Here is a 15,747-nt window from a genome sequence, read left to right as displayed (position 1 = left end):
GATGGCCTCTCCCACGGGACCGACCCGTACCCCCGCCAAGCTGCACCAGGGGGCCGACGCCGAGGGCGGGGTGGGGGACTCCCCGCTGCGGCCTGACGGCACCCTCAAGGTGACCGGCGAGTTCGCCTACTCCTCGGACATGTGGCACGAGGACATGCTGTGGGGCTGCACCCTGCGCAGCCCGTACGCGCACGCCGAGATCGTCTCCATCGACACGAGCGAGGCGCTCGAGCAGGCGGGCGTGTACGCCGTGCTCACCTACGACGACCTGCCCGCCGAGGTGAAGAAGTACGGCCTGGAGATCCGGGACACCCCGGCGCTCGCGCACGGCCGGGTCCGCCACCACGGTGAGCCGGTAGCGCTGGTGGCGGCCGACCACCCGGAGACGGCCCGCCGCGCCGCCGCCAGGATCAAGGTGGAGTACAAAGAGCTGCCCGTCGTCCACGACGAGGCCAGTGCGCTGGCCGAGGACGCGCCGCTGCTCCACCCCGGCCGCGACGACCACCACGCGCCGCACGTGCCGCACCCGAACATCGTGCACCGGCAGCCCATCGTCCGCGGTGACGTGGCCTCGGCCGCCGAGCGGGCCGACGTGATCGTCACCGGCGAGTACGAGGTCGGCATGCAGGACCAGGCGTTCCTGGGGCCCGAGTCCGGTCTGGCGGTGCCGGCCGAGGACGGCGGGGTGGACCTGTACATCGCGACCCAGTGGCTCCACTCCGACCTGCGCCAGATCGCCCCCGTCCTCGGGCTGCCCGAGGAGAAGGTGCGGATGACGCTCTCCGGCGTCGGCGGTGCCTTCGGCGGCCGTGAGGACCTGTCCATGCAGATCCACGCGTGTCTGCTGGCGCTGCGCACCGGCAAGCCCGTCAAGATCGTCTACAACCGGTTCGAGTCCTTCTTCGGGCACGTCCACCGGCACCCGGCCAAGCTGTGGTACGAGCACGGCGCCACCCGCGACGGCAAGCTCACCCACATGAAGTGCCGGATCGTGCTGGACGGCGGCGCCTACGCCTCCGCCTCCCCGGCGGTGGTCGGCAACGCCTCGTCGCACGCGGCGGGCCCGTACGAGATAGACAACGTGGAGATCGAGGCACTCGCGCTCTACACCAACAACCCGCCCTGCGGCGCGATGCGCGGCTTCGGCGCGGTGCAGGCGTGCTTCGCCTACGAGGCCCAGATGGACAAGCTCGCCGCCGAACTGGGCATGGACCCGGTCGAGTTCCGGCAGCGGAACGCCATGTCGCAGGGTTCGGTGATGCCCACGGGTCAGACCGTGGACGCGCCGGCCCCGGTGGCCGAACTGCTGCGCAGGGTCAAGTCGATGCCGCTGCCGATGGAGAAGCAGTGGGAGAACGTGGGCGGCCGGGCCGATGTCCGGGCGCTGCCGGGCGGACTGTCCAACACCACACACGGCGAGGGCGTCGTGCGGGGCGTCGGCTACGCGGTCGGCATCAAGAACGTCTGCTTCTCCGAGGGCTTCGACGACTACTCCACGGCCCGGGTGCGGCTGGAGGTGGTGGGCGGCGAGCCGGTGGCCGTGGTGCACACCGCGATGGCCGAGGTCGGCCAGGGCGGCATCACCGTCCACAGCCAGATCGCCCGTACCGAGCTGGGTGTGACCCGGGTGACGATCCTGCCCGCCGACACCCAGGTGGGCTCTGCCGGTTCCACCTCCGCCTCCCGGCAGACGTACATGACCGGCGGTGCCGTCAAGCACGTGTGCGAGCTGGTCCGCGAACAGGTGCTGCGCCGCGGCCGGGAGAAGTTCGGCACCTACCACCCGGCGTGGGCGACCGCCGAACTCCTGCTGGAGGGCGGCAAGGTCGTCACCGACGGCGGCGAGGTGCTGGCCTCCCTGGTGGACGTGCTCGGCGACGAGCCCGTCGAGGCCGAGGACGAGTGGCGGCACCGTCCGACCGTGCCCTTCGACCTGGAGACGGGCCAGGGCTTCGGGCACGTCCAGTACTCCTTCGCCGCGCACCGCGCGGTGGTGGAGGTGGACACCGAACTGGGCCTGGTCAAGGTCATCGAACTGGCCTGCGCCCAGGATGTCGGCAAGGCGATGAACCCCCAGGCGGTGGTGGGCCAGATCCAGGGCGGCACCACCCAGGGGCTCGGGCTCGCCGTGATGGAGGAGATCCTGGTCGACCCGAAGGCCAAGGTCCGCAACCCCTCCTTCACGGACTACCTCATCCCCACGATCCTGGACACGCCGACGATCCCCGTCGACGTGCTGGAACTCGCCGACGAGCACGCCCCCTACGGACTGCGCGGTGCCGGCGAGGCTCCGACGCTCTCCTCGACACCCGCGGTGATGGCGGCCATCCGCGCGGCCACCGGCAAGGCGCTGCCGAGGGTTCCGGTCCGGCCGGAGCACATCGTCGAGGCGTGATCCCTCTTCTCCCGCCCGCCCGGAGCCAGCCCTCCGGGCGGGCGGGAGCCGCAAAAACTGGCGCGGGCCGTCCCCCGGGTCTTGCTTCCCAAATCCTCGGTGTCCGCCGGGGTGCCCCTATGAACCTTGGGAGTCAGCACAATGACCCACGCGAAAGTGGAGCCGACGACGTCGGCGGAGGACGCGGGCGGCGGCTCGCGCATCCCCGCCGGGCGCTCGTGGCTCGACCGGTACTTCCACATCTCCGACAGAGGGTCGTCCTACGGCCAGGAGGTGCGCGGCGGTATCACCACCTTCATGGCGATGGCCTACATCGTCCTGCTCAACCCGGTGATCCTCTCGGTGCCCGACGCCACCGGGCACCGGCTGGACGGCGGGCAGGTCACCACGGCGACGGCCCTGGCCGCCGCGGTGACGACCCTGGTGATGGGCTTCGTCGGCAATGTGCCGCTGGCCATGGCGGCGGGCCTCAGCGTTTCCGCTGTCATGGCCACGCAAGTCGCGCCCGAGATGACCTGGGGCAACGCCTGGGCCATGTGCGTCATCTACGGCGCCGTGATCATCCTGCTGGTCGTCACCGGACTCCGCGAACTCATCATGAACGCGATACCCATGGCGCTCAAGCACGCCATCACCATGGGCATCGGACTGTTCGTCTGTCTGCTCGGGCTCGTCCAGGCCGGCTTCGTCACCTCGACCGGCGGCCCCGGCGGCCTGCCGGGCGTCAAACCCATCCAGCTCGGCACCAAGGAGATGCTCACCGGCTGGCCCGTGCTGTGCTTCTCCCTCACCGTGCTGCTGATCTTCGCGCTCCAGGCCCGCAAGGTGCCCGGCGCCATCCTCATCGGCATCGTGGGCGGCACTGTCTTCGCCGGGCTCGTCCACCAGTTCGCCGGACTCGACAAGAAGGACTGGGGCGGCCACAACGCACCCGAACTGCCCGGCTCCCTGGTCAGCACCCCCGACTTCGGGCTCTTCGGCTCCGTCTCCTTCAAGGGCCTGGGCGACGTGGGAGCCATCTCCATCGGTGTCATCGTCTTCACCCTGGTCCTGGCCGGGTTCTTCGACGCGATCGGCACCATCATCGGCATCGGCCAGCAGGCCGGCCTCGCCGACAAGGACGGCCGCATGCCCGGCCTCGCCAAGGCACTGGCCATCGACGGTGCCGGCGGCGTCATGGGCGGCCTGGCCGGCTCCTCCGGACAGACGGTGTTCGTCGAGTCCACCGCGGGCGTCGGCGACGGTGCGCGCACCGGCTTCGCCAGTGTGATCACCGGCCTCGGCTTCGCCCTCTGTCTGTTCTTCACGCCGCTCGCGCAGATGATCCCCCCGCAGGTGGCGGCAGCCGCGCTGGTCGTCATCGGATCCATGATGATCACCAACGCGATGCACATCGACTGGACCGACCCGGCCACCTCGATACCGGTCTTCCTGACGACCGTGCTGATGCCCTTCGCCTACTCCATCACCGCCGGTATCGGCGCGGGCGTCATCGCCTATGTGCTGATCAAGGCCGTCCAGGGAAAGTTCCGTGAACCCGGATGGTTGATGTGGGTGCTGGGAGTCGTCTTCCTGGCCTACTTCGCACTCGATCCGATAGAGCAGTGGCTGGGGGCCGCGTAGCCCTCCGGCCGTCACCGTCGGCCGAGGCGGGAGCGGGTGCGGCTACCTGGGCCGTTCCCGCTCCCGTCAGGCCCGTCACCGCCGAGGAGAACGCACATGCTGGACATCGCAGCCGAGCTGCACCGCTGGTGTCGGGAGGGGCGGGACTTCGCCGTCGCCACCGTCGTCGGCGTCAGCAACAGCGCCCCGCGCCAGGTGGGTGCCGCGCTGGCCGTGGACGCCGACGGGGAAGCCGTCGGCAGCGTCAGCGGCGGCTGTGTCGAAGGCGCCGTCTACGAACTGTGCCAGGAGGCGCTGGAATCGGGCGAGAGTGTCCGGCAGACCTTCGGCTACAGCGACGAGGACGCCTTCGCCGTCGGCCTCACCTGCGGCGGCATCATCGACATCCTGGTCACCCCCGCCCGCGCCGGCAGTCCCGCCCGGCAGGCGTTCGCACGTGTCGCCGCCGAGGCCGGCGAGGGCCGTACCGCGGCGCTCGTGAGGATCGTCGAGGGCCCCGGCGAACTGCTGGGCGGCGCCCTGTGGCTGGACGCCGGCGCCGAGCCGCACGGCACCCTCGGCGGCGCCCCGCAGCTCGACGCCACCGCCGCCGCGGAGGGCCGCGCCCTGCTCCAGGCCGGCCGCACCGGCACCGTCACCGTCGGCGCGGACGGCAGCATGTGCGGGCAGCCGGTGACCCTGCTGGTCGAATCCAGCGTGCCGCCGCCGCGGATGCTGGTCTTCGGCGCCATCGACTTCGCCGCCGCCCTGGTGCGCGTCGGCAAGTTCCTCGGCTACCACGTGACCGTATGCGACGCCCGCCCGGTCTTCGCCACCCGCAGCCGCTTCCCCGACGCCGACGAGGTCGTCGTCGACTGGCCGCACCGCTACCTCGACGGTCAGGAACTGGATACGCGCACCGTCATCTGCGTCCTCACCCACGACGCCAAGTTCGACGTGCCGCTGCTGGAGCGGGCCCTGCGGCTGCCGGTGGCCTACGTCGGCGCCATGGGCTCCCGCCGCACCCATCTGGACCGGCTCGCGCGGCTGCGTGAGGCCGGGCTGACGCCGCTGGAACTGGCCCCGCTGCGCTCGCCCATCGGGCTCGACCTGGGCGCCCGCTCCCCGGAGGAGACGGCGCTGTCCATCGCCGCGGAGATCGTCGCGGTACGGCACGGCGGCAGCGGCGTCCCGCTCAACGGCGCCCACACCCCCATCCACCACGACCACGGTTCGGCGCCCGCCGCGATCGGCGGCGGCACCGGCAGAGCCGCCGGCTGACCCGCACGGCGTACGGGCGGGCCCCGCCGCCGGGGCGCCCGTTCAGAACAGCTTCACGTTCACCAGCAGCGCCCGGTGGTCGCTGCCGGCCAGTTTCAGGAACGTGCCGTCCACCGGCACCAGCTCCCGGCTGAGCAGCACATGGTCGATCTGCGCCCCCAGGACCGGGGTGGTGCGGGCAGGCCAGGTCGGGGCCCGCGAGTTGCCCAGCATGCGGGCCGCGTCGTGCATGCCGGTCCGCAGCACGGCGCGGAAGGCGGCGTGGTCCTGCGAGGAGTTGAAGTCGCCCGCGATCAGCGTCGGCAGCCGGCGGGCCGCCGCGTACGCGCGCAGCCTGCCCAGCTCCCGCCGCCAGGTCGCGGTGTCGCCGGGCAGCGGGGGCATCGGGTGCGCGATCTGGAGGGCGATGCGGTGGCCGTGGACGTCGGCGACGGCACCGGGCATCGCCAGCCGGCCGCGCACCCCGGCCTGCTCGTGCAGCGGATAGACGCTGAGCAGCGCCGAGCCCCGCGCGCCCCCGTCCACCCCCGCCACGACCCGGTGCGGGTACTCCTCGCGCAGTGCCGGGCTGTCCAGCGCCGCCGTGCACGTGAAGTCGCACTCCTGCACGGCCACGACCTGCGGGCGTTCGCGGCGCACCGTCGCCACCAGATCCGCGGTGGCCGCGCCGTACTTCAGATTGGCCGTCAGGATGCGGAACTGCGTCTCGGGCGGCCGGGTCGCCGCACCCTGTGGTGCCGGTGGGCCGTACGGCCGCAGGAACCAGCCGGTGCCCGCGAGGACGACGAGCGCCCAGCACAACAGCAGCCAGCGCCTGGCCAGAGCGGCGACCAGCAGCGCCAGCCACGCCGGGACCAGGAACCACGGCAGGAACGCCAGCAGCTGCGGCACCGGTGTGGGGCCGTCCTCGTCGGCCGCCCGGAACCCCAGCACAACGGTGAGGCCCAGCAGCGTGAGCGCGCACAGCACCGCCGTGAAACGGTGCCGGCGGCGCCGTCCCGCCGGTACGTCGTCTGTCGCGTCCCGGCCCGGACGCGTGGTGGCCCCCGTGTACACATCCTTGATGATGCCGCATCCGCCTCCGGAACAGGGCGAGCCCCCGCCCGGGGGTGGTGCGCGCGCGGCAGTCCGTACACGATGGGCACCCAGCACTGCCGGCACGCCGCTGACCAGGAGACGCACATGATCCCGTCGACGCCCACCGAAGAGTTCCGCGCCGCGCGCGACACGCTGCTGCGCCACCGGACGGACTACGAGGCCGCGCGTGCCGCCTTCAGCTGGCCGCGGCCCGAGCACTTCAACTGGGCGCTGGACTGGTTCGACCGGATCGCCGAGGGCAACGACCGTACGGCGCTGCACATCGTGGAGGAGGACGGCACCGAGTGCCGCGTCACCTTCGACGGGATGCGCACCCGCTCCGACCAGGTGGCGAACTGGCTGCGGGACAAGGGCGTGGCGCCCGGCGACCGCGTCGTGGTGATGCTCGGCAACCAGGTGGAACTGTGGGAGACGCTGCTGGCGGCGATGAAGCTGCGGGCCGTCGTCATCCCTGCCACCCCGCAGCTGGGCCCGCGCGACCTGGCCGACCGCATTGCCCGCGGCCGGGCCCGGCACGTCGTCGTCCGCGCGGCCGACACCGGCAAGTTCACCGACGTGGACGGCGACTACACCCGGATCGCCGTGGGCTGCGCGGGCGAACCCCCGGCCGGTTGGCTGGCCTACGAGGAGAGTCGGCAGGCCGGCACCGCCTTCGACCCGCAGGGCGTCACCCGCGCCGACGACACGCTGCTGCTGTACTTCACCAGTGGAACGACCGCGCTGCCCAAGCTGGTCGAGCACACACACGTCTCCTATCCCGTCGGGCATCTGGCCACCATGTACTGGATCGGCCTGCGCCCCGGCGACGTGCACCTCAACATCTCCTCGCCGGGCTGGGCCAAGCACGCCTGGTCGAACTTCTTCGCGCCGTGGAACGCCGAGGCGACGATCTTCATCCACAACTACACCCGGTTCGACGCCGCCCGCCTCATGACGGAGATGGAGCGCGCCCGCGTCACCAGCTTCTGCGCGCCGCCAACCGTCTGGCGCATGCTCATCCAGGCCGATCTGAGCCGGCTGTCCGCCGTACCGCGCGAGGTCGTTGCCGCCGGTGAACCGCTCAACCCGGAGGTCATCGAGCACGTGCGCCGCGTGTGGGGGGTGACCATCCGCGACGGCTTCGGCCAGACCGAGACCGCCGTCCAGGTCGCCAACACCCCCGGCCAGGCGCTCAAGCCCGGCTCCATGGGCCGGCCCACGCCCGGGTTCGACGTCACCCTGCTCGACCCCGTCACCGGCGAGCCCGGCGTCGACGAGGGGGAGATCTGCCTGGACCTGTCCGCGGCCCCCGTCGGTCTGATGCGCGGGTACCACGGCGACGAGGAGCGCACCGCGCAGGCCATGGCGGGCGGTTACTACCGCACCGGCGACATCGGCTCCCGCGACGCGGACGGCTACCTGACCTACGTGGGCCGCTCGGACGATGTGTTCAAGGCCAGCGACTACAAGATCTCCCCGTTCGAGGTGGAGAGCGTGCTGCTGGAGCACGAGGCCGTCGCCGAGGCCGCGGTGGTGCCCTCGCCCGACCCGGTGCGGCTCGCCGTGCCCAAGGCGTACGTGGTCCTCGCGGACGGCCACCCGGCCGGTGAGGAGACCGCGCGGGCGCTGTTCGCGCACTGCCGGGAGCGGCTGGCGCCCTACAAGCGGGTGCGCGTCGTGGAGTTCGCACAGCTGCCCAAGACGATCTCCGGGAAGATCCGCCGCGTCGAGCTGCGGGCCCACGCCGCGGGGGAGTCGGGGGAGCCGGGCACCGAGTACCGCGACCGCTGAGCCGGGCGCCTACCGCCGGGTGCGCAGCAGGTGGTGGGCCGCGTCGTTGACGGGGCTCGGCGTGCCGGTCAGGTCGAGGACGAACAGCGGGAGCGCCAGCTCGTCGGCCCGCTCCCGCGCCTCGGGCGCGTACCCGGCGAGGGCGAAACACACGGCCTCGGCCGAGTCGTTGAGCCCGTTCAGCCACAGCGTCTCGACCGCCCGCAGCCCGGCCGGTGCGGTGGAGGGATCGACATGGGCCAGCACACCGGTGCCCCGCACGTCGATCCCGGAGGCGGGCGTACGCGCGGCGACCTGCACCTGCTCGAACCCGAGCCACCGCAGATACTCAGCGGCGGCGCGCCGCGCGTCCTGCGCTGTGCGGATGGTGACGGGCCGGAACGGTGGCCGCGGCACCGGCTGCCGGGGCGGAGCGGCGGCCAGCCCCTCCGCCGCGGGCTGCCGCCGCACGGGCGCGGGAGCGTCGTCGGCGGGCTCGCGTGCCACGGGCACCCGCAGGGTGGTGCCGCAGCCGCACCCGAGTTCGGGCTGCGGCCATTCGTCGACGCGCCCGCACGCCGGACACCGTACGGAGATCCACGAGCCGGCCCAGGTGCGGTGCCGTACCTGGGTGGCGGCGACGGAGGTGAGCAGGGGCAGCGCGACCGGGGCGCCGCAGCCGCACGGGTAGACGGGCGGGGCGTAGTGGTGCTCGCGCCGGCACACGGGGCAGCGCACCAGCACACTGTCGGCCATCGTTCGGCTCCTGGCAGGACTCGTGAGGTGGTGCGCGGTCCGGGTGAGCGCACCGGTGGTCCCCATCGTCGCCGACCGCCCGGGTTTTTCGAAGGGGGCGGTGGCCCGGCCTTGCGTCCAGGGGGGAGGATGGCATGAAGATGCCCCCGCGCGGGACGGCCACCCCTCATCAACCGGACCGTCCCGCACGGGGGCGCGCACGGGCCGACCTCCCAATCGGCCCGGTACGCCGCTCATCGCGCGGCTGCGTACGGGGGCGCCGGGCCCCCGCACCGGGGCGCTCAGCCCTCCTGGAGCTCGCGCACCGCCTCTTCGACGCGCCGCCCGTACTCGGGGTCGGCCGCGCGGAAGTGGGCGATGTTCTTCTCGATGACGTCCTCACGCGACACCTGCGCAAGCCCGCCCGCGATGTTGGCGATCAGGCGGTCCTTCTCCTCGGCCGACATCAGCCGGAACAGCTCGCCGGCCTGGAAGAAGTCGTCGTCCTTGGTGTGCGCGGGCGCCTCGTGGGTGCCCCAGTAGCCGCTGACCGGCTGCGGTGCCGAGAGCGGGAGCCCGGTCTCGACGGGGCCGCCGTAGGAGTTGGGCTCGTAGTTTTTGGCGTGCCGGTCGTAGCGGTTGGTGGCCATGAAGCCGTCCCGGCCGTAGTTGCTGGCGGTGGTGGCCTTCGGCGCGTTGACCGGGAGCTGGGTGTGGTTGACGCCCAGCCGGTAGCGGTGCGCGTCCGCGTAGGCGAACAGCCGGCCCTGGAGCATCTTGTCGGGCGAGGGGCCGATGCCGGGCACGAAGTTGTTCGGCGAGAAGGCGGCCTGCTCCACCTCGGCGAAGACGTTGTCCGGGTTGCGGTCGAGCACCAGGCGGCCGACCCGCTGGAGCGGGTAGTCCTTGTGCGGCCACACCTTGGTGAGGTCGAACGGGTTGAAGCGGTAGTCGGCGGCCTCGGCGGCGGGCATGATCTGCACGTACAGCGTCCAGGAGGGGAAGACGCCGCGCTCGATGGACTGGAGCAGATCGGTCTGGTGGCTGTTGGGGTCGGTGCCGCACAGCTCGGCGGCCTGCTCGCTGGACAGGCAGCGGATGCCCTGGTTGGTCTTGAAGTGGTACTTGACGAAGAACGCCTCGCCCTCGGCGTTGGTCCACTGGTAGGTGTGCGAACCGTAGCCGTTCATGTGGCGGTAGGAGGCGGGGATGCCGCGGTCGCCCATCAGCCAGGTGACCTGGTGGGTGGCCTCGGGGGAGTGGGCCCAGAAGTCCCAGACGTTGTCCGGCTCCTGCTTGCCGGTGAACGGGTCGCGCTTTTGGGAGTGGATGAAGTCGGGGAACTTCAGCGGGTCCTTGATGAAGAAGACCGGGGTGTTGTTGCCGACGAGGTCGTAGTTGCCCTCCTCGGTGTAGAACTTCAGGGCGAAGCCGCGCGGGTCGCGGGCCGCGTCGGGGCCGCCGAGGCTGTCGGCGACGGTGGAGAAGCGGGCGAACGTCTCGGTGCGCCGGCCGACCTCGCCGAGGAAGTGGGCGCGGGTGTAGGCGCTGACGTCGTCCGTCACCTCGAAGTAGCCGTGGGCGCCGGAGCCGCGGGCGTGCACCACACGCTCCGGAATGCGCTCCCGGTTGAACCGCGCCAGCTTCTCCAGGAGGTGCTGGTCCTGGAGGAGCAGCGGGCCACCGATGCCGGCGGAGGTGGAGTTCTGGTTGTCGGCGACGGGTGCACCCGCCTCGGTGGTCAGCGTGGGCTTCGACGACTTCGACATGGACGACCTTCCTGGGGCGTGATTCGCGGAAAACAGTTTCCGCATGATGGAGCGTATGGAGGCCCTGGGGGTGAGTCAACAGTTTGTTGAAACTTCGGCCGGGGGGAAACCCTCCCCCTGGGAAGGGCACGCGAAAACCCGGCCACAGAGCGGCTTGTGGCCCCTCCCGGCCACTGCGCGGGCGCGGGCAGGGCACGGAGAAGGGGGAGACGGAGGAAGAGGAAGAGGCCGCATGTGCCGGACCCCGCCCCGGCATCGGCCCGGCGGGCGGATGAGGGAGCGGGGTCACGGGGGCGCGGCGCGCGGAGGGGATCAGCCCAGCGGGACCGTAGCCGTCGGGGCGTGGGCCGCCTCGGTGGCCAGCTCCTCGAACTCGTTGACCTGGCCGATGTCGGCGCCGGCCATCGAGATGTTGGTGATCCGCTCCAGGATCGCCTCCACCACGACGGGCACCCGGTGCTCGGCGGCCAGCTTCTTGGCCTCCTCGAAGGCCGGCAGCAGCTTGTCCGGCTCGGTGACCCGGATCGCCTTGCAGCCCAGGCCCTCGGCGACTTTGACGTGGTCCACGCCGTAGCCGCCCAGTTCGGGCGTGTTGATGTTCTCGAACTCCAGGTTCACCTGGAAGTCCATGTCGAAGTTGCGCTGCGCCTGGCGGATCAGCCCCAGATAGGAGTTGTTGACCAGCACGTGCACATACGGGATGTGGTGCTGCGCGCCGACGGCCAGCTCCTCGATCATGAACTGGAAGTCGTAGTCGCCGGACAGCGCCACGACACTGGCCTCCGGGTCCGCCTTGGCGACCCCCAGGGCGGCCGGGATCGTCCAGCCCAGCGGTCCCGCCTGGCCGCAGTTGATCCAGTGCCGCGGCCGGTAGACGTGCAGGAACTGCGCGCCCGCGATCTGCGAGAGTCCGATCGTGGACACGTACCGGGTCTCCGGCCCGAAGGCCCGGTTCATCTCCTCGTAGACGCGCTGCGGCTTGAGCGGCACGTCGTCGAAGTGCGTACGCCGCTGGAGCTGTCCCTTGCGCAGGCGCGCGGAGTCCGCCCACGCGGACAGGTCCTTCAGCCGTCCCGCCGCCTTGCGCTCCTCGGCGACCTGGACGAACAGCTCCAGTGCGGCCCGCGCGTCGGAGACGATGCCGTAGTCGGGGGCGAAGATCTTGCCGATCTGGGTGGGCTCGATGTCCACGTGGACGAATGTGCGGCCGGCGGTGTAGGTGGACAGCGCGCCGGTGTGCCGGTTGGCCCAGCGGTTGCCGATGCCCAGGACGAAGTCCGACTCCAGGAAGGTGGCGTTGCCGTACCGGTGCGACGTCTGGAGGCCGACCATGCCGGCGTGCAGCGGGTGGTCGTCCCCGATGGTGCCCCAGCCCATCAGGGTGGGCACGACGGGGATGCCGGTCAGCTCCGCGAACTTCACCAGCAGCCCGGCGGCGTCCGCGTTGATGATGCCGCCGCCGGCCACGATCAGCGGGCGCTCCGCCTCGGCGAGCAGGTCCATGGCCTTCTCGACCTGCTTGCGGCTCGCCACCGGCTTGTGCGGGACGAGCGGCTCGTAGGTGTCCGGGTCGAACTCGATCTCGGTCTGCTGGACGTCGATGGGCAGGTCGATCAGGACCGGGCCCGGACGGCCGGACCGCATCAGGTGGAACGCCTCCTGGAAGACGCCGGGAACCTGCGCGGCCTCCTTGACGGTGGTGGCCTTCTTGGTCACCGGCGCCGCGATGGAGGCGATGTCGACGGCCTGGAAGTCCTCCTTCTCGATCACCGCGACCGGAGCCTGCCCGGTGATGCACAGGATCGGGATGGAGTCGCCGATCGCCGAGTAGAGGCCGGTGATCATGTCGGTGCCTGCCGGGCCCGAAGTGCCGATGCAGACCCCGATGTTGCCGGGGGCCGTGCGGGTGTAGCCCTCGGCCATGTGCGAGGCGCCCTCGACGTGGCGGGCGAGCGTGTGCTCGATGCCGCCGGCGGCGCGGAGTGCCGCGTAGAAGGGGTTGATCGCCGCACCCGGCACTCCGAACGCGACATCCACACCCTCGCGCTTGAGGATCTCAACTGCCGCACGGGCAGCGGTCATACGAGCCATCGAACTCTCCTGGTTCGGTGCAGGTGGTACCCGGGCGGCGGCGCCTGGGCGCGACAGGACAGTGTCGACGCCGCCGCCCGGTGTCTGTGGGGAGGACCTGCCTGCGGCGCGGTCCTCAGTTGGCGCCGTCGGGGCTCTCGCCCGACAGCCGCTTGACGCCGCGCACCAGCGCGGAGTGGTCCAGCCCGCCGTCGCCCTGCGCGCGCAGGGCCGCCACGAGCTGGGCGACCAGTGCGCCGGCCGGTACGGCGGCGCCCACGGCGCGGGCCGCGTCGGTGACGATGCCCATGTCCTTGTGGTGCAGGTCGATCTTGAAGCCGGGCTTGTAGTCGCCGGCCAGGATGCTGTCCTTCTTGCGGGTCAGCACGGTGGAGCCGGCCAGCCCGCCGTTGAGCACGTCGAGGGCGGCCTTCAGGTCCACGCCGGACTTGCGCAGGAAGACCACGGCCTCGGCGACGGCCTGGATGTTGACGGCGACGATGAGCTGGTTGGCGGCCTTCACGGTCTGGCCGGAGCCGGCCGGGCCGCACAGCACGATCGTCTTGCCGAGTGCCTCGAAGACGGGCTTGGCGGCCTCGAAGTCCTCCCGCTCACCGCCGACCATGATGGAGAGCACGGCCTCGATGGCGCCCGCCTCACCGCCGGAGACCGGGGCGTCCAGGGCCCGGATGCCCTTGGCCGCCGCCGCCTTGGCGACCTCGATGGAGGTCTGCGGGGTGATGGAGGACATGTCGATGACCAGGCCGCCCTCGCGGAGGTTGTCCAGCACCCCGCCCTCGGCCAGGACGACCTGTTCGACCTGCGGCGAGGCCGGAACCATCGTGATCACGACATCCGCGCCCCGGACGGCCTCCGCGATGGAGCCGGCGCCCTTGCCGCCGTCCTTGACGAACGCCTCGACCTTCTCCGTCTCCAGTGTGTACGCCGTCACGTCGTAACCCGCCTTGAGCAGGTTGCGCGCCATGGGGTCGCCCATGATGCCGAGACCGATGAAGGCGATCTTGGTGTTGCCGGCGGTGTGAGCCATGAGTCCTTGCCTTTCGCATCCTGTCGTTGCCCGCCCCCGCGCCGCGCCGGGGCCGCCCCCCGGCGGTTCCCCGCCCGGGTGGGGCGGGGCAGGGGCCACTTACTTGTTCAGCCAGCCGAAGGAGGCCGCGCTGCCGTTGTCGCCGGGCTTGTACTCCAGCCCGACCAGGCCCGCGTAGCCGGCCTTGTCCAGCCGGCCCAGCAGCTCGTCGAAGTCGAGGGAGCCGGTGCCCGGCGCACCGCGCCCGGGGTTGTCGGCGATCTGCACATGGCCGGTCCTGGCGGTGTGGACGTCGATCACGCCGGCCAGGTCCTCGCCGTTCATGGACAGGTGGTAGAGGTCCATGAGGAACCGGGCGTTGTCCAGCCCGGTGGCGGCGTTCACCGCGTCCACGACCTCGATCGCCTTGGGCGCGCTGACGATCGGGCACTTGGGCGACTCCGGTGCGTTGAGCGCCTCGATCAGCAGCACGGCCCCGACCCGGTCGGCGGCGTGCGCCGCCAGCGTCAGGTTCTCCAGGGCGAGCGCGTCCTGTTCCTCGGCCGTGGCGCCCTCGACGCGGTTGCCGTAGAGGGCGTTGAGCGCCTTGCAGCCCACGGACTGCGCGAAGTCGGCGGCGATGTCGATGTTCGCGCGGAACTTCTCCGACTCCTCGCCGGGGACGGACAGGGCCCCGCGGTCCGGGCCGGGCAGCTGTCCTGCGTAGAAGTTCAGGCCGGTGAGCTGGACGTGGGCGTCCGTCAACGCCTCGCGCAGCGCGTCGAGTTCGCCCCGTTCGGGCACGGGGGCGTCGACCCAGGGCCACCACAGCTCGATCTTGTCGAAGCCCGCGGCGGCGGCAGCCGCCGGGCGCTCCAGCAGAGGCAGCTCGGTGAAGAGGATCGAGGCGTTGACGGTGAACCGGTCCGGGGAGACCACTGCGACCGCCCTCCCTTCCTTCGAGAATCTCGCGTTTTCGCATCGTGAAAGTCAAATTCTGCGCACTGGAAGATTGCGCCGTGCCGTGCGCTCCTGTCAAGGGCCGCAGGACAGCGAAAAGGCCCCGGGCCCCGTCGCGATGACGGGGCCCGGGGCCGGTACGGCGGCTGCCGCGCGGGGCGGCGACGTGGTCTAATGCTTCAGCGCCACACCCGCCCACATGCTCACGAGCGTGTCGGTGGTGTCCCCCGGATCGTCCGAACGCAGGTGCACCAGCTGGTCGGTGTCCTGGTCCGGATGCCAGCGGTGCGGCACCTCGATGCCGGGCTCGATCAGCTCCAGGCCGTCGAAGAAGCGGGTGATCTCCTCCCGGGAGCGGACCTGGGCACTGCCGCCGTCCTGCTTGTAGACCACCATCGCCTCCTCCCACTCCTCCGGCGCGAAGTCCGGGGTGCACTGGGAGAGGACGAGATAGGACTCCGGCGGCAGCGCCTCCACCAGATGCCGCACGATGCCGTACGGATCGCGCTCGTCGGTGATGTAGTGCATCAGCCCCACCAGGCACAGCGCGATCGGCCGGTCGAAGTCGAGGGTCTCCCTCACCTGTGCGGAGTCCAGGATGCTGTCCGGATCGGTGATGTCCGCCTCCACGTACGCGGTGCGGCCCTCGGCCGAGCCGGTCAGCAGGGCACGGGCGTGCGTGAGGACGATCGGGTCGTTGTCGGCGTAGACGACCCGGGCCTGCGGCACCAGCGACTGCACCACCTCGTGCAGATTGGGGCTCGTCGGGATGCCCGTACCGATGTCGAGGAACTGGTGCACCCCGATGCGGGCCAGGTACCGCGCGGCCCGGTGCATGAACGCCCGGTTGGCGCGGGCCGCGTTGCGGAACCCGGGGAAGGCGGCCAGCAGTTTCTCGGCCACCTCCCGGTCCGGCGGGAAGTTGGTCTTGCCGCCCAGGTAGTAGTCGTAGATGCGGGCGCTGTGGTGCCGGTCCAGCCCCAGGTCCCGTACGTCACGTGGCGGCCTGCGGGTGCGCGTCGTGCGCCGTTGCCGCTCGTTGTTCCCGTCCATTGTCGCCG

General features: G+C 71.5%; 11 protein-coding genes. 4 read left to right on the top strand and 7 right to left on the bottom strand.

Going from position 1 to position 15,747, the window contains the following annotated elements; genetic code table 11:
• Window position 1 precedes the first annotated feature (1 nt).
• The 3 genes from pucD to IO40_RS0102265 all read left to right on the top strand — a co-directional run bounded on the left by pucD (window position 2) and on the right by IO40_RS0102265 (window position 5,278).
• A complete protein-coding gene (gene pucD / locus IO40_RS0102275) occupies window positions 2-2,395 on the top strand; it encodes a xanthine dehydrogenase subunit D (protein ID WP_031174763.1) in 2,394 nt (797 codons plus the stop codon).
• 141 nt (window positions 2,396-2,536) lie between these two features.
• Window positions 2,537-4,018: an NCS2 family permease gene (locus IO40_RS0102270; RefSeq protein WP_016470578.1), complete on the top strand. Its 1,482-nt coding sequence runs from the start codon at window positions 2,537-2,539 to the stop codon at window positions 4,016-4,018.
• Window positions 4,019-4,114: 96 nt separating this feature from the next.
• Window positions 4,115-5,278 carry an XdhC family protein gene (locus IO40_RS0102265; protein ID WP_016470579.1) on the top strand — a complete coding sequence of 388 codons (1,164 nt, stop codon included), beginning with the start codon at window positions 4,115-4,117 and terminating at the stop codon, window positions 5,276-5,278.
• A 42-nt stretch (window positions 5,279-5,320) separates the two neighbouring features.
• Here the strand turns inward: IO40_RS0102265 and IO40_RS0102260 are convergent, their stop codons facing one another.
• A complete protein-coding gene (locus IO40_RS0102260; protein WP_016470580.1) occupies window positions 5,321-6,334 on the bottom strand; it encodes an endonuclease/exonuclease/phosphatase family protein in 1,014 nt (337 codons plus the stop codon).
• Between the two features lie 126 nt (window positions 6,335-6,460).
• Here IO40_RS0102260 and IO40_RS0102255 point away from each other — a divergent pair, with 126 nt between their 5' ends.
• Window positions 6,461-8,146, top strand: a complete 1,686-nt coding sequence (locus tag IO40_RS0102255) for an AMP-binding protein (protein ID WP_016470581.1) — start codon at window positions 6,461-6,463, stop codon at window positions 8,144-8,146.
• Window positions 8,147-8,155: 9 nt separating this feature from the next.
• On the opposite strand, the gene IO40_RS0102250 is transcribed toward IO40_RS0102255, so the two are convergent.
• The 6 genes from IO40_RS0102250 to IO40_RS0102225 form a co-directional block, all read right to left on the bottom strand.
• On the bottom strand, window positions 8,156-8,881 hold the full coding sequence (locus IO40_RS0102250) for a hypothetical protein (RefSeq protein ID WP_016470582.1): 726 nt from the start codon (window positions 8,879-8,881) through the stop codon (window positions 8,156-8,158).
• 281 nt (window positions 8,882-9,162) lie between these two features.
• Entirely contained in the window at window positions 9,163-10,629 is a 1,467-nt protein-coding gene (locus IO40_RS0102245; RefSeq protein ID WP_016470583.1) for a catalase, read from the bottom strand.
• A 312-nt stretch (window positions 10,630-10,941) separates the two neighbouring features.
• Window positions 10,942-12,720: a glyoxylate carboligase gene (gcl, locus tag IO40_RS0102240; RefSeq protein ID WP_016470584.1), complete on the bottom strand. Its 1,779-nt coding sequence runs from the start codon at window positions 12,718-12,720 to the stop codon at window positions 10,942-10,944.
• Window positions 12,721-12,835: 115 nt separating this feature from the next.
• Window positions 12,836-13,846 carry a 2-hydroxy-3-oxopropionate reductase gene (locus tag IO40_RS0102235; protein WP_258775178.1) on the bottom strand — a complete coding sequence of 337 codons (1,011 nt, stop codon included), beginning with the start codon at window positions 13,844-13,846 and terminating at the stop codon, window positions 12,836-12,838.
• Entirely contained in the window at window positions 13,847-14,665 is an 819-nt protein-coding gene (locus tag IO40_RS0102230; protein ID WP_016470586.1) for a TIM barrel protein, read from the bottom strand.
• Between the two features lie 192 nt (window positions 14,666-14,857).
• A complete protein-coding gene (locus IO40_RS0102225; protein WP_016470587.1) occupies window positions 14,858-15,739 on the bottom strand; it encodes an SAM-dependent methyltransferase in 882 nt (293 codons plus the stop codon).
• Between the last annotated feature and the right edge of the window lie 8 nt (window positions 15,740-15,747).

Source organism: Streptomyces albus subsp. albus (genome assembly GCF_000725885.1).
Classification (GTDB): Bacteria; Actinomycetota; Actinomycetes; order Streptomycetales; family Streptomycetaceae; genus Streptomyces; species Streptomyces albus.
Note: the sequence above shows the minus strand (reverse complement) of the source record. Positions and strands in the feature narration are given on the sequence as shown.